The sequence below is a fragment of the Streptomyces musisoli genome (genome assembly GCF_016741855.1).
Classification (GTDB): Bacteria; Actinomycetota; Actinomycetes; order Streptomycetales; family Streptomycetaceae; genus Streptomyces; species Streptomyces musisoli.
On sequence record NZ_JAERRH010000027.1, the window covers coordinates 1 to 18545 of the forward strand.

Sequence of the window (18545 nt, forward strand, 5' to 3'; positions counted from 1 at the left end):
GACGAGATTGGTACCGCCACCGAGGAAGCGGGTGTCCGGTTCGGCGCCGAACAGCGCGACGGCGCCGGCGACGTCGGACACCCGCCGATAGCCGAACTCCCTCATGCCACGCTCTCCTTCACAGTCGCTTCGGGGTGCTCATGCCCCTCGTCCGGCCGGGCCCGGGCCGCGCGTCCCACCGCCTCGACGATCGAGACGTACGCGCCGCAGCGGCACAGGTTGCCGCTCATCCGTTCCCGGATCTCGTCGTCGGTCAGGGGTGGTGGTCCGGCTTCGGGCCGGACGTCGTCGGTGACGGCGCTCGGCCAGCCCGCCGCGTGCTCCTCGATCATCCCGATCGCCGAGCAGATCTGTCCGGGGGTGCAGTAGCCGCACTGGAAGCCGTCCAGGTCGAGGAAGGCCTGCTGCACCGGATGCAGTCGCTCGCCGTCTGCCACGCCTTCGATGGTGGTGATCTCACGGCCCTCGGCCGCCACGGCGAGCTGTAGGCAGGCGACGGTCCGGCGCCCGTCCAGCAGGACGGTGCAGGCTCCGCATTGTCCCTGGTCACAGCCCTTTTTGGTGCCGGTGAGATCGAGACGTTCGCGTAGTGCGTCGAGCAGGGTGGTGCGGTGATCGACGGGCAGCGTGTACTTCTCCCCGTTGATCCTCAAGGTGACGACACTGGACGTCGGTGAGTCCATGAGCTGCTTCTTTCGCGTTTCCAGGACGGTGGGGGCAGCTGGGGTACCGCGCGGCGCGGAGAGTGGCCGCACGGGACCTGTGCCGCGAGGGCGAAGCGAGTGTGCGGGATGCCGGGCCGGACAGTGGCAGCCGGCGGCTGCCCTTGGGGCCTCGTCCGCAGCTATGGTGGACGGGAAACGGACAGCTGTCCGTTACCTGTTCCAACGTAACGGACAGCTGTCCGGTTAGCAAGACTGGGTTTCGGTCGGGGACCCTTGATCGAGGAGGACGAGTGCCTCAGCAGAAGGACTCACCCCGGCGCTCGGACGCGCAGCGCAATCGCGAACGCATCCTGGAAGTGGCGCTCGACGAACTGTCGCACTGCGCCGATGCCCCGCTGAGCGTGATCGCCAAGAAGGCGGGCGTCGGGCAGGGCACCTTCTACCGCAACTTCCCCAACCGCGAAGCACTCGTCCTCGAGATCTACCGTCACGAGATGCAGCACGTGGCGGACGCCGCGACCCAGCTGATCGAGACCCGGTCACCCGATGAGGCCCTGCGCGCCTGGATGGACCGGCTCGCCGAATTCGCCATGACCAAGGCCGGACTCGCCGACGCGATCCGGCAGGCCACCAGCGCACCCGGCAGCCCGGCCAAGCCGCCCCACACGCCGGTGACCGCCGCGGCCGAACTCCTGCTCCGCGCCAACGAGGAGGCCGGCACCATCCGGCCCGGAGTCACCGCGGACGACTTCCTGCTCGCCATCGCGGGCCTCTGGCAGCTCGAACCGGACCTGGACTGGCGGCCTCGCGCCGCCCGGCTCCTCGACCTCGTCATGGACGGCCTGCGCGCGGGAACCGCCGGCAGGTGAACGCCGCGCCGCCTCCCCCGGTCGACGCGCGGACACCCTCGACTTAGGCTGGTCTGGGTGAAGGGGGCGGTCGTACGGCCGCCCGACCAGGCCACTTTGTCGGCGGAGGCTTCCCGGCCACCGCAACAGCAGGCCGTACGGCCCGGCCGGCGCAAGCCGGGTACGCGGCTGCTTCCGTGACGGGTGATGCCCGCCGGCAGTATCTGCCGCTCTCTCTGCGACCAGGGGGTCGCCATGAACAAGCCGACTTGGGTACGTCATCAGGCCGTGGCCGTCATCACGGCCGGACTGATGGCCGGAGGCACGATGCTCGCGACGAGCGCCTCCGCAACTGTCTCCGACGTCAGCGCAGCCGATCAGCAAACCATCGTCAACGAAACCAACAAAGTGCGCCAGGCCGCCGACGCACCCCCGCTGGCTTGGGACGACAGTGTCGCCAAGGACGCACAGGCCTGGGCCGACAACCCGGACTCCACACCGAGCGGGCCCGGCTCGCTGAAGCACTCGCCCTCGTTCAACGGTGCGGAGAACATGTCGACCGTCGGACCGGCCGGGGCCACCGCGCAGTGGGCCGCGGAGAAGAGCAAGTACGACGCCGACCCCAACAAGGACCCCAACAGCCAGGGTTACAAGACCCAGTGGGGTCACTACTGGAACATGATCCAGAGCCGGTTCACCAAGATCGGCTGCGGAGCCCGGGAAGGCGTGACGGTCTGTCATTACAAGCCCTGACCCGTCCGGCACCAGCCCCGCCAGAGCAGGACCACAGCCCCCACTTCACTTGGAAATGGGGGCTGTTGACGATCCCTACACCCTTCTCGGCGCACCCGGTTCGGGAAGCCGCCGGGAGGGAATCCCGAGCCGGCGCAGCAGGCGGTGGAAGAGGGAGCATCGCGCAGGCGGTGGAGCCTGCCCGGGCATCACGTGGCCTGCCCCGGGTGGAGGCCCGGGGCGGACCGCTGACCGGTAAGGTGCAACCCCCTTATGCGACGGCTTTTCGGGCTCAGCGCGGGGAAGGGGCGCGCAGCGGCCTGAGAGCGGCACTCCAGGAGATGACCTGGTCCAGCAGGGTGTTCAAGGCGGTGACGTTGTGCTCACCCGGCTTGAAGGTGACATAGTTCTCAAACTCTGTCTGCAGGGACAGTGTGACCTGCCCCGCCACATCGGCCATCCGCAATGCCCCGCAGACCAGCCTCAGTTGCTCGACCGCGCGGGCGCCGCCCACTCCGCCGTAGGAGACGAAGCCGATCGCCTTGTCGTTCCATTCCGCGTGCAGGAGGTCGATCGCGTTCTTGAGCACTCCGGGTATGGAGTGGTTGTACTCGGGAGTGACCATCACGAACCCGTCGAACGAGGCGACGGTGGCCGCCCATTCCCTGGTCCGCTCGTGCCGGTGGCGTTCCGCCGACACCGGCGGCTCGTCCACGTGCGGCAACGGGTGGTCGAGCAGGTCGACCACCTCGAAATCGGCGTCTCCACGGCCCTTCGCCACTTCAAGCACCCACCGGGCGACCTGCTCTCCCCTGCGGCCGGGGCGGGTGCTGCCGAGTACGATCCCGATCCTCATCTTCGCTCTCCTGTCCTGATGTCGGTGTGACGCAAGCGGTCGTAGGCGCGCATGTCACCGCGTCGGTGACCACGCCGCGCCACGGCCTGATCTCGATCCGGTCGGCGACGGTCTCGAGGTCGCTCATCGGTCACCCCCGTGTGTCGCCTCGGTTTCCGGGGCGAAGTGATCGCCCGCCATTACGACGACGTAGGCCGCCGTAATGTCAGCCCCTGGGTTCGGCCGGCTCCACTGTCGGACCGGGGCACTACCTTTGACCGCATGACGTCTCTCGAACTCGCCCAGTGGTCCGGTCAAGGGCTCGACCTGCTCCGTCGCCAGAACTCCGCCGAGATGACCGAGCACCTCGGAGGCCCGGAGACCGCCGAGCAGCTGCGCCGCCGTCACGAGCGGTACCTCAGCCTCGCCGACGGACGGATGTTCCTGGTCGTCCTGGACGACCAGGTGGTGGGATCGGTCGGGTACTGGACGCGGGAGTGGAACGGGGAGCAGGTCTACGAGACGGGGTACGGCATCCTTCCCGAGTACCAGGGCCGTGGCTTCGCGGCCGAGGCACTTCGTCTGTGCGCGCAGCGGGCCGCCCGGGACGGCTCGCACGCATGGCTGCACGCGTTCCCGTCCGTGCACCACGAGGCGTCCAACGCGGTGTGCCGGAAGGCGGGTTTCGAACTGGTGGGACCCTGCGAGTTCGAATACCCGCCGGGACATGCCATCCGCTCCAACGACTGGCGCCTCGCCCTCACCCGCCCGGACGCCCACTAGGGCCTCACCGCCCGGGAAGGGATCCCTCACCCCGTGAGGCGTGGGCCGAACGCCTCGCATCCGCCGACCGAGAAGGCGGCCGCGAATTGGGCCACTGCCACGGGCATCAATTGGATCTACTCGACGGTCCATTGCCCCTCTAACGTCATCGCTATGACGAAGCGACCGCAGCGCCTGCTCGCCCTCGCCCAGCTCGCCAACTCCGTGGGAGACGGCGCCTATTACGTGACCTCGGCGCTGTACTTCACCCACGTCGTCGGCCTCGCTCCCGCCCGCGTGGGGCTCGGGCTGACCCTGGCCTGGGCGATCGGCTCCCTGGTCGGCGTGCCGCTCGGGCGGCTCGCGGACCGGCGCGGGCCACGCACCACATCGGTGCTGCTGGCGCTGGCGACCTCGGCGGCGATCGCCGGGTTCCTCCTGGTACGGGGGTTCGCGCCGTTCGTCCTCGCCGCCGGTGTCTACGCCTCCGCGCAGTCCGGGCTCGCGGCGGCCCGCCAGGCGCTGCTGGCGGGGCTGGTACCGGCCGGGGAGCGGACCGGACTGCTGGCGCGGCTCCAGTCGACCCTGAACGGCGGGCTCGCGCTGGGCGCGGCGCTCGGCGGGCTGGCGCTGAGTACCGGAACAGCGGCGGCGTACCGGGGTGTACTCGCGCTGGACGCGCTCTGCTTCCTTGCCTGCGCGCTGCTCCTGCTGCGGCTGCCCGTTGTGCTCTCCACGCCCACCGTGCCCACCGCACCCGCCTCGACCGGCGTGGCCGGCGTGGCCGACGTGGCCGACGTGGCCGACGTCGGCACCGGCGCCGACGGCCGGCGGTTCGCGGTGCTGCGCGACCGGCCGTACGTCCTGGTCGCGCTCCTCAACACCGTCCTCCTGCTCCGCCTGCCACTGCTCAGCCTCGCGCTACCGCTGTGGATCACCGAGCGGACCGCCGCGCCGGCGTGGCTGGCCTCGGGGCTGTTCGTGCTCAACACGCTCGCGGTGACGCTGTTCCAGGTGCGGGCGGCCAGGGCCGTGACGGGTCTCGGCACCGCTCTGCGGGTCCTGCGCCGGTCCGGGCTCGTGATGTTCGCGTCCTGCGCGGTGTTCGCGCTGTCGCAGGGCCGGTCGGCCTGGCCCGCGGCGGTGATCCTGATCGCCGGTGCGGTACTTCAGGTGGTGGCGGAGATGCAGCAGTCGGCGGGCTCCTGGCAGCTGTCCTTCGATCTGGCACCGGCCGACCGGATGGGCGAGTACCAGGGCTTCTTCGGCACCGGGGTGACCGTCGCCCGCACTCTGGGCAATTTGGCCCCCGCGGGCCCGCCGCCCCGGGACGGGCGGGCCGACGCCTCGGGAGGCGCCGACGCGGGGTAGTCGGAACCTACGCTTCCGCCAGTCGAAAGGGAAGACCCTCCTGCGGTTGACCCTCGCCGTGCGCTCACGCATCCTGAGCCCCACCGGAAGCTCGCACCCCACCGAGCCGCCCCTGGAGCCCCCGTGCCCATACCCCTCGGCGAGGACGTGGTGGCACTGCTGCGCCGCCCCAGCACCTGCTACCTCGCCACCACGATGCCCGACGGCTCGCCCCAGCTCACCCAGACGTGGGTCGACACCGATGGCGAGCATGTCCTGATCAACAGTGTCGAGTCTCATCAGAAGACCAGGAACATCGCGCGTGACCCGCGGGTCGCCGTCGCCGTCTCCGACCCCTCGGAACCGGCCTCCTACGTCCAGATCCGCGGGCGGGTGGTGCGTGTGACCACGGAGGGGGCAGCCGACCACATCGAGGCGCTCGCCCGGAAGTACCTCGGCGGGCCCTACCCGTGGTTCGGCGGCCGCGACCAGGTCCGGGTGATCTACGTGATCCGGCCCGAACGGATCAGCAGCCCTCGCGGCTAGACACCGGCCGGCGAGCCGGCACTGTCCGCCGGCAGGCGGGCGCGGCACCCAGGCCCGGCCGGCGGACCGGGGCGCGATCGGCAGGCCGGGGCGCGATCGGCGGACCAGGCCGGTCGGCGGACCGGGTGATGATCACTAGGGTGCTGGACAATAGGGGTATACAGCCCATACCTGCCGATAGAGGGTGCGTGCGGGTCGATGACTTCCCCGGGAGGCGCGATGAGCCAGCAGCCGGTCCTTCTCCCCTACGCCGACCCGGCCTTCGTGGCGGACCCCTTCCCGCTCTACCGACGGCTGCGCGAGGAGGGCCCGGTCCGGCGCGCGGTCGTCGTCGGCGGCATGGACGTCTGGCTGGTCACACGCTACGAGGACGGACTCGCCGCCCTGACCGACCCGAGGCTGAGCAGTGACATCCGCGACGCCTCGGACCCCCGCCTCCTCGAGCGGCTGCCCGAGTTCGAGCGCGAATCGATGATGAGCAACATGCTCCGTTCCGACCCGCCCGACCACACCCGGCTGCGCCGCCTGGTGTCGAAGGCGTTCACGGCGCGCCGGGTCGCCGCGCTGCGGCCCCGTATCCAGGAGATCACCGACCGGCTGCTCGACGCGGTGGTACCGGCCGGCCGGGCCGAACTCGTGGCGGACCTCGCGCTGCCGCTGCCGGTCACCGTCATCAGCGAGCTGCTCGGTGTGCCGGTGGACGACCGGCACGACTTCCAGCGGTGGACCGACGCCATGCTCGTCCGCGGGGAGGAGATGCCCGACCCGGCCGTCGTCGACGAGGCGTGGCACCAGATGCACGCGTACCTGACGAAGCACCTCTACTCCAAGCGCACCCGTCCGGGGGACGACCTGCTCAGCGCGCTGATCAGCGCCCACGACGAGGAGCAGCGGCTGAGCCGCGACGAGCTGATCGCGACGGCGTTCCTGCTGCTGGTGGCCGGGTACATCACCACGGTCAATCTGATCGGCGGCGGCATCGCCGCACTGCTCGCCAACCCCGACCAGCTGACCCTGCTGCGAGATCGTCCGGAGCTGATGCCCGACGCGGTCGAGGAGTTCCTCCGCTACGACGGCCCGGTCAGCCCGGGCATCGCCCGTTTCGCGCGCGAAGACGTCGAGATCGCGGGCGTGACCATCCCGCGGGGCGCGACCGTGCTCGTCGCGTCCGCGATCGCCGACCGCGATCCGGCGCGGTTCCCCGACCCGGACAGGCTGGACGTCACCCGGCGTGACAGCGGCCACCTGGCCTTCGGGCACGGCATCCACTACTGCCTCGGCGCGCCCCTCGCCCGGCTGGAGGGCCAGATCGCCATCGGCACGGTCCTGCACCGTCTGCCGGACCTGGCCCTGGCGGTGGCGCCGACCGAGCTGAGCTGGCAGCCCGGCAGCCTGCGCGGCCCGGTGCGGCTCCCGGTCAGGTTCACCTCCCCCGGCGGCGAACGCGACGGTACGCCCGGACCGGTTCAGCACACGGAGGGCGACAGGCGGTAGGAGCCGGCCGGCTCTCTCTCCCCCCCGGGACGGTCGGCTCCGGGACACCGCAGCAGGCCGATTCCGCCGGCTCAGCGGTGGCTGGGCGATGCCCAGGCGGGCGGCCGCGCGGCCGAAGTGGAGCTCCTCGGCGAGCACGACGAAGGCGTGCAGTTGTGGGAGGGGAGTTCGGGGCGGTCCATATGCCAGAGATATCAGGTCGTGCCTTCAGTTGTATTAGACGTATCCGTGCTGGTCACCTAGCGTTCGGCGCATGACAGAGCGACATGCGATCCTCAGCGGCTCGACCTTCGAGGAGCAGATCGGCTATGCCCGGGCCGTGGTCGACGGCGACTGGGTGCACGTGTCCGGGACGACCGGCTTCGACTACGCCACCATGACGATCTCCGACGACGTGGTGGAGCAGGCCGAGCAGTGCCTGCGCAACATCGAGGCGGCGCTGGCCGAGGCGGACTGCACCTTCGCCGACGTGGTGCGGGTGCGCTACATGCTGCCCGACCGCGAGGACTTCGAACCCTGCTGGCCGGTCCTGCGCCGCTGCTTCGGCAGCGTCCGCCCGGCCGCCACGATGCTCATGTGCGGTCTCTCGGACCCCCGCATGAAGATCGAGATCGAGGTGTACGCGCGCCGGGTCACCGCGTAGCAGCCCGGTCCGTCCCGGCGGAAACGGGAGCGCCGTCTGCCGGCGGCGCCCCGGGGCGGTCGTCAACGGAACACCGGGCTCCCGCCGGTCACGGCCACTCGCTACGGTCTGCACCACATGTCGCCCCGAACCAAGGAGATCAGCGGGTGTCCGGTCTGGACTTCTACAGCCACGTCGCGATGCACGGCGACGTCCTCGGGACCGGAATCGGCTCCGGTCCCGGCGCATGGGAAGCCACAGTGGGGCCCGACCACCTCGACGATCCCGGCAAGGGGCTGCTACGCAGAGACTACGGGCTGGTGGAGCTCTCCTTCTCGGATGCCGACGGGCCCATGTCCTGCTTCGGGATCCGCATCCAGGTCCACCGGTTGATCCACGGCCCCTGCGTGCCGTCGCCCCTGATACACGAGTACGGAGAGTTCGCGCCCCGCGCCCGGTTCGAGGAGTTGAGATCGGCGGTCCTATCCCTGGGGGGCACGATCGAGCCCGATGACCTCTCGGGCGACGTCCACCGCTACCGCGTGCCGGAGTCCGGCGTCCGCATCTTCGTCATCGACGACCCCGATCCCTACGGGCACGGCGATCACGATGCCGACGACCCGGAGATTCACCAAGCAGGGGACGTATGGGCGTTGAGCGTCTCCCCGAACTGGTGGGGGCGGTCCTGAGGCGGCCAGGCTCTTGTTCCTCGGAGCGGAGCGACGCCCGGACGGGGTGACGGCGGTGGTGGTGTGGATCGCGGCCTCCCCGCCCGAACGTGAGGGTGCCATCCTCCATCCCGCCGTGAACCGTCGGGCAAGTCGGCGAACTCAGCCTCCGGTTCCTCAACGTGAGGCAACGGCCGTGCAACGCGGGGGCGTTGGATGTCACGGCTTGCCCAACCCCTTCCCCCGCGTTGGTCACATGTTCACTGCCCCTACCTGATGCGCCCTGCCGTCGCGGGCGAAGGATGAAAGACGGCCCGTCCGTCTTCGCCTGGCCGGCCGTCACTCCGGTGAGCATCCTCGCTCAAGAAGGGGGCGTCATGGCCGAGTTGACACGCCGTAGACTTCTTGGTTCCGCCGCTGGTGCACTGGGCGGCACCACGTCCCTCTCCCTTCTCCCGCCGAGCGTCCAGAAGGCCGTCGCCGCCGGCCCTGCCAAGGACGGCTCGCTGCGCGACATCGAGCACGTCGTCCTGCTGATGCAGGAGAACCGCTCGTTCGACCACTACTTCGGCACCCTGTCGGGCGTCCGGGGCTTCAACGACCCGCAGGCCCTCCGACTCGACAACGGGCGCAGCGTCTTCTACCAGCCCGACACCATGAACCCGAGGGGCTACCTCCTGCCCTTCCATCTCGACACCCACAAGTCGAGCGCCCAGGCCATCCCGTCCACCAGCCACGCCTGGTCGGTGCAGCACCAGGCCTGGAACGGCGGCAAGATGGACCAGTGGCTGCCCGCACACCGCAAGGCCGACGGCGCCAACGGGCCCTATGTGATGGGGTACTACACGCGCGAGGACATACCGTTCCAGTTCGCGCTCGCCGAGGCCTTCACCGTCTGCGACAACTACTTCTGCTCGGTGTTCGGCCCCACGTGGCCCAACCGGCTGATGTGGATGACCGGCACGATCGACCCCGGCGGCACCAGGGGCGGCCCGGTCATCAGCAACTCCGCGCCCACGCCGTACCGCTGGACGACGTACGCCGAACGGCTCCAGGCGGCCGGCGTCAGCTGGAAGGTGTACCAGCAGGACGACGACTACGGCTGCAACATGCTGGAGCAGTTCGCCGCCTTCAGGAACGCGCGGCCGGGCTCCGCCCTGTACGAACGCGGCGTGCGCCCGCAGCCCGAGGGCACCTTCGAGGACGACGCCCGCAACGACCGCCTGCCGACGGTGAGCTGGATCATGCCGACGAGCCACCAGTCGGAGCACCCGGACCATCTCCCTGCCGCCGGTGCGGATTTCGTGGCCTCGAAGATCGAGGCGATCGCGTCGAACCCGGAGGTGTGGCGCAAGACCGCCTTCATCCTCGACTACGACGAGAACGACGGCCTGTTCGATCACGTGCCTCCGCCCACCCCGCCCCCGGGCACGGCGGACGAGTACATCAAGGGCCTGCCGATCGGCGGCGGCTTCCGTGTCCCGGCCATCGTCATCTCGCCCTGGACGTGGGCGGCTGGGTCGCGTCGGAACCCCTCGACCACACGTCCGTCCTTCAGTTCCTGGAGCGGTTCACCGGAGTGGAGGAGCCGAACATCAGCGACTGGCGGCGCGCCACCTTCGGCGACTTCACGACCGCCTTCCGCTTCCGTGATGCCAGCCCCGGCGCTCCCCGGCTCCCCGACGACACGGCGGAGCAGTTGGAGAAGGCGGAGGAGGAGGTGGCGACGCTGCCGAAGCCGAGACTGCCGGGAGCGGACCAGACCTTCCCGCACCAGGAGGGGGGCCGCCGTCCCCACGTGTGACAGCGACTGACGGGCTTCGGCACAGACCCCCGACCTGGCGGCACATGTCGCGGCCGCGCCTTCTACTGTGGGGAGCCACACGAGGTCAGGGGGACGGAAAGATGACCACATGGGGGCTCGTCGTCGAGACGACCGTGGGTGCCGGGGAGCGCAAGCACATCGAGGCGTATGTGGTGGCACACATCACCGGCTCTCGTGCGGACGCGCTCGCGGAACTCGAGCGCATCGCGCGGCGCCATTCGCCCGAGCACCCCCGGAGCCCGAAGCGCCGTCGGCTCCTGCGGGACGGGGACGGGTTCCTCCTGGTCATCGACGGAGCCTGGCAGTCGTTCGTCACACGGTTCTCGGTGGCGGAGCTGCTGGAGGACTCCGACGGTCCCGTCGTGCCCGGGCCCGCGGAGGATCCGTCGGCCGTGCCCCCGGGACCCGCGGGAGAGGTGCCCGCCGCGCCTGCGTCCGGGCCGGTGGCGGAGGACGTCGAGCGGTACGCGGACGGCGTCCCGGTGAAGCCGGCGTGGCTGGGACGCGACGACCTGCCCTGAGCCCCCCGGGCCGACCGGTGGGCCGACGGGGGCGCAGGCCGAGGAGCACCTCGGCCGATGGAGGGCGGTCGGTTCGAGAGGGCGGCTCACGTCCCGCATCCCGATGGAGGTGATCAAGTCGAACGGCTGAGGAGCCCGGCTCGGCTCCGCGCCGGTTCGCCGGTGGGGCCGGGGTTCGCCCGACGGACGGCGAACGGTGCGGCCAGGCCCGTCAGGGCGAACATGGCTCCTACGACGTACCACCCGGGGCGGCCCCAGGTGATGCAGAGCGCGATGAGCAGTCCCGGTCCGAGGGCCTCGGCCAGTCCGGCGCCGAGACCGAAGACCCCCAGGTACTGGCCGGTGGCATGCCGCGGTGCGAGGGCGAAGGACACCTCGAAGCCGGCGGCGGAGTGCAACAGTTCACCGACTGTGTGGACCACCACCGCGGCGATGAGCAGCGTCCCCGCGGCCCAGGCCGGAATCCCCGCGGACAGCGAGATCATCGAGCAGGAGACGAGAAACGCGATGCCTGCTCGACGGTAGGCGTTTCCGCCGGCCGAGGGGGAATCGATGCCCCGGCTCGCCCGTACCTGGAACGCGACGACGATGACGGTACAGGTGAGCATGGTGCCCGAGATGAGCCAGTGCGGGGCACTGGTGGCCCCGACCAGCCAGAGCGGGACGGCCACGGTGAGCACCTTGAACTGGATGGCCATGATGCCGTCGAGCGCGGTGAGCAGCAGGTAGGGGCGGTCCCGGAGGGCGATCCAGCGGGGGCCTCCGGTGGCGGGGACGGGCGCGACGGGCGGGAGGAGGAACAGGAGAGCCGCGGAGACGACGAAGGCGATCGCGTTGCCCGCGACCATGAGTTGGTAGGCGGTGAGGGTGCCGACCTGGACGACCCAGCCCGCTCCCACGGCGCCGAGGGAGATGCCGACGTTCGTCACCGCCCGCAGGTAGGCCCGGAACTCCTGTGGCCGGGCTCCTCCGTAGTGCCTGATGAGCGGGGCGCGCGCGGCTGTTCCGGCCGCCTTCGCCCCGGCCGCCGCACAGACCACGAGGACGAACGGCCAGAAGCTGTCCGCCAGTACGAAGCCGGCGGTGGCCAGCGCCTGGACCACGAGGGTGGCGGCATGGACACCGCGTGCTCCGTACCTGTCCGCCAGATGTCCGACCGCGACCCCGAGGGCCAGTGCGACGAGACCGGCGATGCCGAGCCCGATACCCACCTGGTCCGCCGGAAGGTGGACCGCCTCGGTGAAGTAGAGGACCCCGGCGGTCAGATAGAGGCCGCTGCCGATGGTGTAGACGAAGTTCGAGGCCGCGAGGACGCGCTGTGGTCCTGGGCCGGGTATCAAGCGGGGCATGACAAGGCTCCAGGTCACGGCGGCCGGTAATGACCCGTCAAGCTTGTTGCATCTTACTTGCAATAGCAAGAGGATTGCACAGCAAGCGGCTTGCGCCGCCTCCACTCCCCCGCACCCTCGGGCGCCGCACACGACGACCGCCCCTCAGGCCCTGGCGGCGAGCGGTCGCGCGTTCCCGGCGTCGAGCCGCCGCCGCCGTCAGTGACCCGTGACGCCCTCGATCTCGTCGGCGTAGAGCCGGGCCGGGTCGAAGCCCATGCCGTCGAAGTGGCCGGCGAGTTCGAGGGAGAGCACGCCGTGCAGGCGGGTCCAGAAGGCGAGGGCCCGTCGCAGCGCCGACGGCGGGGCCGGGTGCTGCCGGGCCCAGACCCGGTGATCGTCCAGGTGCGTCTCGAGCGGTGACGGCGGCGCGACGGGGGGCTGTCCGGCGGTGCAGGCGTCGAGGATGACGGCCATGATCTCCGCGGTGATCCGGGTGGTGTCCGCGGGGGCGTGGTAACCGGGCACGGGCGTGCCGTAGACGAGGAAGTACCGCTGGGGATCGGCCAGGGCCCACTCCCGCAAGGCGTGCGCCAGGCCGTCGAGACCGGCGCCGGCCTCCGCCCGGTCCTGGAGGATGTCGGCCAGGCTGCGGTAGGCGTCCTTGATGAGTTCGGTGATCAACTCGTCGCGGTTGGCGAAATACCGGTACAGGGCCGGCCCGCTCATCCCGATCTGCTTGGCGATCGCATTGAGGGACAGAGCCGACGCCCCCGCGGTCGCGATCTGCTCCCACGCGTACTTCTTGATCTCCTCCCGCACCTGGGCGCGGTACCGCTCCCTGGGAGTGCCCGCATCCGGCTTGCCCACGATCGTTCTCCCGTCCTCTCGCCCGCCACAGTTAGAACCTATCACGAACGCTATTGACGCTCACGGCAGCCGTGAGTTAGAACTTCTAACGAACACGAGAGCTTCTAGAGAGAGGAAGGCGATCGTGAGCGACGAACGCCTCGTCCAGGTCGTACTGCCGGGCATCGTGGCCCCGGAAGAGCTGCAGATCCGGCACTCCTCCGTGCCGGAGCCCGGCCCGGGACAGATCGTGATCGCCATGGAGGCGACCGGCGTCTCCTTCGCCGAACAGCAGATGCGCCGCGGCCGGTACTACGACCAGCCGCCGTTCCCGTTCGTGCCCGGCTACGACCTGGTGGGCCGGGTGTTCTCGACCGGCCCGGGAGTCGACCCGGGCCTGGCCGGCCGGCGGGTGGCCGCGCTGGTCAAGGTCGGCGGGTGGGCCAGTCACGTGCTGGCCGACGCGGCGGACGCGGTCGAGGTGCCGCAGGGCGTGACGGCCGCGCAGGCCGAGACCGTCGTGGTCAACGGCATCACCGCCTGGCAGATGCTGCACCGCACGGCCCGGGTGCGGGCCGGGCAGACGGTGCTGGTGCACGGCGCCGGCGGCGGCGTCGGCTCCGTCCTGGTCCAACTCGCCCTGGCGGCCGGCGCGAAGGTGATCGGCACGGCCTCTCCCCGGCACCACGACGCGCTGCGGGAACTGGGCGTCACCCCGGTCGACTACCGCGCCGGAGCCGTGACGGCCCGGGTGCGGGAGCTGGCTCCCGGCGGGGTGGACGCGGTCTTCGACCACCTCGGCGGTCGCAGCGTCGTCGACTCATGGCACCTGCTCGCCCACGGCGGCACCCTCGTCGCCTACGGCAGCGCCTCCACCCGCGACGAGACCGGCTCCAAGCAGTGGCCCGTGCTGAAGATCCTCGCCCGCACCTGGCTCTGGAACACCCTGCCCAACGGCCGTCGCGCCCGCTTCTACAACATCTGGGCCGGCCGAGCGCTGAACAAGGACCGCTTCCGCGCCCGCCTGCGGAGCGATCTCACCGAGGTCTTCACCGCGGTCCAGCGTGGTGACGTCACCGCCCGCATCGCCGCCCGGCTGCCGCTGGCCAGGGCTGCGGAGGCCCTGCGCCTGGCGGAGTCCGGCACCGTCACCGGCAAGGTCGTCCTGACCCCCTGACTCCCCGCCCCCGGCCGGTGACACCCCCGCACGGACCCACATCCGGCGATCCGCGGGGATCTAGCGGCCGTGACCGGTCCGGGCGCCGACTGCGGTGCCGGTGCCTTGCCGGGCCGGGCGCCGGCGCGGCTCGCTGTCGTCGTCCAGTCCCTCCAGGAAACCGGCCAGGGTGTCGGTGACCTCGTCCAGAGACCGGGCGCTGAAGAGGACCGGCTGATAGCCCCGGATGTCGTAGGTCGTGGTGAGCATGGCGTCGATATCCAGCGGACGGATGCGGGCCGCCCCCAGCCGGCCGATCTCCCCGTAGGAAGAGAGCAGGGCGGCGCCGTACGCCTTCGGGGTCCCGCACTCGTCGATGACCCCGTACTCCAGGGTGAACCAGTACACGTCGCTGATCATCTGCAGGACGTCCTCGCGCTCGACCCGCATCGCCGCCCGCCCGATCAGCCGGTAGACGTCGGCGAAGGCCGGCGAGGCCAGGTGGATGCCGTGGCCGAAGACGTCGTGGATGACGTCGGGTTCCGGGGTGAACAGCGGCACTGCCGGGTGGCGGACGAACTGCACGGCGTGGAACCAGCCGTCGGCCATCGATCCGAGGAACCGCTTGTTCTCGACCACTCCCCCGGCGAGGGTGAAACGGAAGCCCGTCAGGTGCCGCAGGTGCGCGCCGACCTCGGCGTGCTGCGGGATGTGGTCCGCGGGGACCGGGGCGTGCTCCCTGGCGTCGAGCGCGGCGCGGCACGCGTGCTCGCCCTGCGCCGTCCACAGGGCCCGGTGGACGGTGCGCCAGGTCGTCTCCTCGCGCGCGCTGTAGTCCACCGGCGGGTACGGATCGCCGACCCGGTGGCCGCGGGCGACCGCGCCGATCGCCCGCCGCCGGGACAGGTAGTCCGGGTCGCTGAGCCCGGGGTGTTCGGCGGCGGTGCCCAGCCGGCCGTCGGCCGTGACGGGCGTTCGTACCTGGATGCCGCTCATGAACCGATCATTCCTTCCCGGCCCTGCTCGGTCAGGCGGTCGCCGGTGGAAGCGGGGACTGGGGTGCTGGGCGGCGCCGACCGTCCGGGCCGGTGCGGTGACCGGGCCGGACGGTCGGCGCCGGACGGCTCGGGTGAGCCGAACGTGAGGCGGTCCTTCCATGGCCAGTGTCCGAGCAGTACCGCTCGTCGGCCACCGGACCGCCCCGGCGTGCACCGTGGGCGCTCCGTCCGTCGCCCTCCGTGCCGGAAGCAGGGGCCCTTCCCAGGGCTCACACGACACCCACGGCCGGCTTCCGGGCGACGTCACGGCCGCGTTCCAGGTCCTGTGGTCGCACCGCCGGGCGGGCGGGGCGCGACGACGGGGACTGGCCGGCCGAGGTGTCCAGCACGTACGTGCGCGATGCCTGGACCTCGCCGCGCAGGGCGGGCAGATCGATGTCGAGGACCTCGCCGTTCCACTTGCGGGGCTCGCCGTTCACGAGGACGGCGGTGATGTTGCGGGCGTCGGAGCCGAGGACGACGGTGCCGATCGGGTCGTTGAGCGGCATGTTGTTGAGGTCCTCGGCCTGGATGACCAGCAGGTCGGCCTTCTTGCCCGGGGTGAGTGAGCCGGTGACGGCGGCCAGAGCGTTGGTGCGGGCGCCTTGCAGGGTGGCGAAGTCGAGGACGTCGTGGGTGCTGATGCGGGAGGGCTCCCGATCGGTGCCGTGGACGGCGTTGACCGCGCGCATCCGCTGGATGGTGTGCAGGGCCCTCATCTGCGTGAACATGTCTCCGGCCAGGGCGACTTCGACGTCGATGCTCAGGCCGGGGCGGATGCCGGCGCCGAGGGCCTCGTCGACGGCGGGGACGGCGGTCTCCAGGCCGATCTGCGCGTCGGAGGTGGGGGCGAGCGCCACCGTGGTGCCGGTCTCCCCCATCGCCTTCCATGCCTCCGGCGTCAGTCCGGTGCAGTGGATGAGCGTGACGCCGGGGCCGAGGATGCCGTGCTCGGCCCAGCTCAGTACCGCGGCGGAGGAGGAGGCGCCGAAGACGGCGTCCACGCTCACGCCGACGTCCAGATCGGCTGCCGCACGGGCGAGTTCGGCGCCGTAGGCGAGCGCCGGCCCGGCGATCTCCGCGGTGGCGAGCGTCGCCAGGCGCAGGGTCAGCAGCTGCTCGTCGCTGCTGAAGTACCGATCCCTGAGACGGGTCAGGTCGCCGGGCCACTGCCGGTCCCAGTCACCGAAGTGCGGCCCCATGGAGGCGTGCACACCACGGATGCCGGTGTCACGGAGGGCCTCGATGGCGGCGTCGGAGTGCTCGCCGGTGCGGGAGTTGTGGGAGAAGTCGAGCATGGTCGTGATGCCGCTGTCGATCGCGCTCAGGGCGGCCAGCCTGGTGCCGGTGTACATGTCCTCGGGCCGGTAGACGGGGGCGTAGCCGGCCAGGGTGGCCGTGACGTAGCCGCCGAGGTCGTCGACGTCCGGCATGATCCGGCGCAACTGGGCCTGCCAGGCGTGCCGGTGGGTGTCGACGAAGCCGGGGCTGAGGATCGCACCGGTGACGTCGGCGACCACGGCGTCTTTGGGGTCGAGGCGGGGTCCGACGGCGGTGATCGTGTCGCCCTCGACGAGGAGGTCGCCGCGGTCGAGGACGCCGAGGCCGGGGTCCATGGTGACGATGGTCGCGCCGGTGAACAGGATGCGCCGCCGGTCCGCGGGGCGGCGCCGGAGCTGTTCGAGGACGGCGGCGCTGGTGGTGTCGTTGACGTTCATGAGGACCTTCGCTTGCGTACGTCGACGGGAGGAGTGCCGGGGTGCACGGCTTCCACCCTCGGTCGCCGCCACCACGGCAACCAGGCCGCGGTCTTCCCTGGTGCCGCGCACCCAGGATCGGGGCACTTCCCGGCGCGGGGCCCTGGCGCCGGTCGACCGTGCGGGTTCACGGCGACCGGGGGCCGCGTGCTTCGAGGAGAACGTCCGTGGCGGCGGTGGGACCGGCAGCAGGAGGTCAGGTCTCGTCGAGCGCCCGGCCGGGTCCGTTCCGGTCCGTCGGTGCGGATTCCCCGCGGCCGGCACGGGAACGGAGTTCCGCGAACGCGGCCGCCGTGGGACTGGCGGGCTCGGCCTGGTAGACGACCAGTTGCTGGTGCGGGGCGTCGTTCACCGTGAAGGCCGAGAACTGGATCTCCAGCGCACCGGCCTCGGGGTGCCGGAGGTGCTTGGCCTGCCGGGTCTTTCCCCTGACCTCGTGCCGCGCCCACAGCGCGGCGAATTCGGCGCACTCCGTGCCGAGCGTGTCGACGATCTCGGTGAGCCGCGGGGAGTCGGGGTCGTGTCCGTAGGCCGCGCGGAGTGCGGCGACGCAGGACCTCGCCGCGTCCTCCCGGTCCCGGTAGAAAACGCTCCCGGCCGGGTCGAGGAACACCATGCGGGCCAGGTTGTCGAACCGCTGGAATCCGCTGTGCAGGGCCGCGGCGAGCGCGTTGTGCGCGAGGACGTCCAGGGCGGGCCCCAGGACGAACGCGGGGGTGCCGGGCCAGCTGTCGAGCAGTTGGAGGAGCTGGCGGCTGATCCGGTCGTGTCCGGCGGTGACGCGGCGGCGCTCTCGCGGTGCCCGGCTGAGCCTGCGCAGATGACCGTGTGTCTCGGCGTCGAGCCGCAGGGCGGCGGCGACGGCGTCGACCACCTGGGGCGAGGGCCTGGCCTCGCGTCCCTGTTCCAGCCGCATGTAGTAGTCCGCGCTCATGCCGGCGAGCAGGGCGACCTCCTCGCGACGCAGCCCGGGCACCCGTCTGCGGCCGTGTTCAGGCAGGCCCACGTCCCGTGGCTTGAGGGCCTCACGCCGCGCTCTGAGGAACTCGCCCAACGGAGTGCTCTCGCTCATGATCCCAACCTAGTCGTCCCCTGGGCCGGCGTCCCTCCTTCGCGCGGCGGCCGCCTCCAGCAGGGACCAGCCATCCATCTCGGCCGCCGTCCGCTCCTCCGGTCGCCAGCCACGGGCCAGGGCCACGTCCAGCAGCGCCCGGACGGCGCCCGGTTCATGCAGGTTCAGGTCCGCGCCCCGGGTGAAGCCCACGTCCCCGGAGCCGAAGGGTGCCCCGCCCGGGACGTACCGGCCGGGGCCGTCGGCGAAGACGATGCGCAGCGGGCCGCCGGTGCCGACCGGCTGCGGGGACAACGTGAGGATCTGGCGGCAGTCCACGGAACGGCCGTCGGCGTCCCTCCGGTGGCTGTGGCGCATCGTCCACAGGTACAGGCGCCCGTCGGCGACCAGTCGGCGCGGCTTCTTCGCATGGCGAGGCACGCGGTCGAGGGTACGTGGCCTGATCGACAGCACGCCCCTCGCGGTGGTCGGTCCGCCT

Annotated in this window: 18 protein-coding genes and 2 pseudogenes; 11 read left to right on the forward strand and 9 right to left on the reverse strand. The window is 71.2% G+C overall.

Translation table 11 applies throughout. From position 1 onward, the window contains the following. Positions 1 to 105: pseudogene (locus JK361_RS36365) on the reverse strand (FAD binding domain-containing protein); the annotation flags it as partial. After that, the gene (locus tag JK361_RS36370) at positions 102 to 683 is read right to left on the reverse strand and encodes a (2Fe-2S)-binding protein (protein ID WP_201826610.1); all 582 of its coding nucleotides are present in this window, start codon (positions 681 to 683) and stop codon (positions 102 to 104) included. The pseudogene JK361_RS36365 and the gene JK361_RS36370, both read right to left, overlap by 4 nt. A 272-nt stretch (positions 684 to 955) precedes the next feature. Here JK361_RS36370 and JK361_RS36375 point away from each other — a divergent pair, with 272 nt between their 5' ends. Further along, positions 956 to 1534 carry a TetR/AcrR family transcriptional regulator gene (locus JK361_RS36375; RefSeq protein WP_201826612.1) on the forward strand — a complete coding sequence of 193 codons (579 nt, stop codon included), beginning with the start codon at positions 956 to 958 and terminating at the stop codon, positions 1532 to 1534. A gap of 234 nt (positions 1535 to 1768) precedes the next feature. Further along, a complete protein-coding gene (locus JK361_RS36380) occupies positions 1769 to 2266 on the forward strand; it encodes a CAP domain-containing protein (protein ID WP_201826614.1) in 498 nt (165 codons plus the stop codon). Between the two features lie 271 nt (positions 2267 to 2537). On the opposite strand, the gene JK361_RS36385 is transcribed toward JK361_RS36380, so the two are convergent. Then, entirely contained in the window at positions 2538 to 3101 is a 564-nt protein-coding gene (locus JK361_RS36385) for an NADPH-dependent FMN reductase (protein ID WP_201826616.1), read from the reverse strand. A gap of 261 nt (positions 3102 to 3362) precedes the next feature. Between JK361_RS36385 and JK361_RS36390 the strand changes: the two genes are divergently transcribed. The 8 genes and pseudogenes from JK361_RS36390 to JK361_RS36425 all read left to right on the forward strand — a co-directional run bounded on the left by JK361_RS36390 (position 3363) and on the right by JK361_RS36425 (position 10868). Next, complete coding sequence (locus JK361_RS36390; protein WP_201826618.1) at positions 3363 to 3863, forward strand: GNAT family N-acetyltransferase; 501 nt, start codon at positions 3363 to 3365, stop codon at positions 3861 to 3863. Positions 3864 to 4016: 153 nt separating this feature from the next. Further along, a complete protein-coding gene (locus JK361_RS36395; protein ID WP_201826620.1) occupies positions 4017 to 5213 on the forward strand; it encodes an MFS transporter in 1197 nt (398 codons plus the stop codon). A 123-nt stretch (positions 5214 to 5336) separates the two neighbouring features. After that, entirely contained in the window at positions 5337 to 5738 is a 402-nt protein-coding gene (locus JK361_RS36400; RefSeq protein ID WP_201826622.1) for a PPOX class F420-dependent oxidoreductase, read from the forward strand. 219 nt (positions 5739 to 5957) lie between these two features. Next, complete coding sequence (locus JK361_RS36405) at positions 5958 to 7232, forward strand: cytochrome P450 family protein (protein ID WP_201826624.1); 1275 nt, start codon at positions 5958 to 5960, stop codon at positions 7230 to 7232. Positions 7233 to 7485: 253 nt separating this feature from the next. Further along, positions 7486 to 7875 carry a RidA family protein gene (locus JK361_RS36410; protein ID WP_201826626.1) on the forward strand — a complete coding sequence of 130 codons (390 nt, stop codon included), beginning with the start codon at positions 7486 to 7488 and terminating at the stop codon, positions 7873 to 7875. 146 nt (positions 7876 to 8021) lie between these two features. Next, on the forward strand, positions 8022 to 8543 hold the full coding sequence (locus tag JK361_RS36415; protein WP_307787413.1) for a hypothetical protein: 522 nt from the start codon (positions 8022 to 8024) through the stop codon (positions 8541 to 8543). Between the two features lie 356 nt (positions 8544 to 8899). Beyond that, positions 8900 to 10326, forward strand: a pseudogene (locus JK361_RS36420) (alkaline phosphatase family protein). 101 nt (positions 10327 to 10427) lie between these two features. Next, on the forward strand, positions 10428 to 10868 hold the full coding sequence (locus JK361_RS36425) for a hypothetical protein (protein WP_201826628.1): 441 nt from the start codon (positions 10428 to 10430) through the stop codon (positions 10866 to 10868). 113 nt (positions 10869 to 10981) lie between these two features. Here the strand turns inward: JK361_RS36425 and JK361_RS36430 are convergent, their stop codons facing one another. Continuing rightward, positions 10982 to 12217 carry an MFS transporter gene (locus JK361_RS36430; RefSeq protein ID WP_201826630.1) on the reverse strand — a complete coding sequence of 412 codons (1236 nt, stop codon included), beginning with the start codon at positions 12215 to 12217 and terminating at the stop codon, positions 10982 to 10984. 198 nt (positions 12218 to 12415) lie between these two features. After that, positions 12416 to 13066 (reverse strand): TetR/AcrR family transcriptional regulator, encoded by a 651-nt coding sequence (locus tag JK361_RS36435; protein WP_201826632.1) that lies wholly within the window; start codon positions 13064 to 13066, stop codon positions 12416 to 12418. A 124-nt stretch (positions 13067 to 13190) separates the two neighbouring features. Between JK361_RS36435 and JK361_RS36440 the strand changes: the two genes are divergently transcribed. Next, positions 13191 to 14222: a medium chain dehydrogenase/reductase family protein gene (locus JK361_RS36440; protein WP_201826634.1), complete on the forward strand. Its 1032-nt coding sequence runs from the start codon at positions 13191 to 13193 to the stop codon at positions 14220 to 14222. Positions 14223 to 14282: 60 nt separating this feature from the next. Here the strand turns inward: JK361_RS36440 and JK361_RS36445 are convergent, their stop codons facing one another. The 4 genes from JK361_RS36445 to JK361_RS36460 all read right to left on the reverse strand — a co-directional run bounded on the left by JK361_RS36445 (position 14283) and on the right by JK361_RS36460 (position 18487). Continuing rightward, complete coding sequence (locus JK361_RS36445) at positions 14283 to 15197, reverse strand: phenylalanine 4-monooxygenase (protein WP_201826636.1); 915 nt, start codon at positions 15195 to 15197, stop codon at positions 14283 to 14285. A gap of 271 nt (positions 15198 to 15468) precedes the next feature. Continuing rightward, a complete protein-coding gene (locus JK361_RS36450; protein WP_201826638.1) occupies positions 15469 to 16956 on the reverse strand; it encodes an amidohydrolase family protein in 1488 nt (495 codons plus the stop codon). Positions 16957 to 17191: 235 nt separating this feature from the next. Next, a complete protein-coding gene (locus JK361_RS36455; protein ID WP_201826640.1) occupies positions 17192 to 18067 on the reverse strand; it encodes a helix-turn-helix transcriptional regulator in 876 nt (291 codons plus the stop codon). 9 nt (positions 18068 to 18076) lie between these two features. After that, entirely contained in the window at positions 18077 to 18487 is a 411-nt protein-coding gene (locus JK361_RS36460) for a hypothetical protein (RefSeq protein WP_307787414.1), read from the reverse strand. Positions 18488 to 18545: the final 58 nt, after the last annotated feature.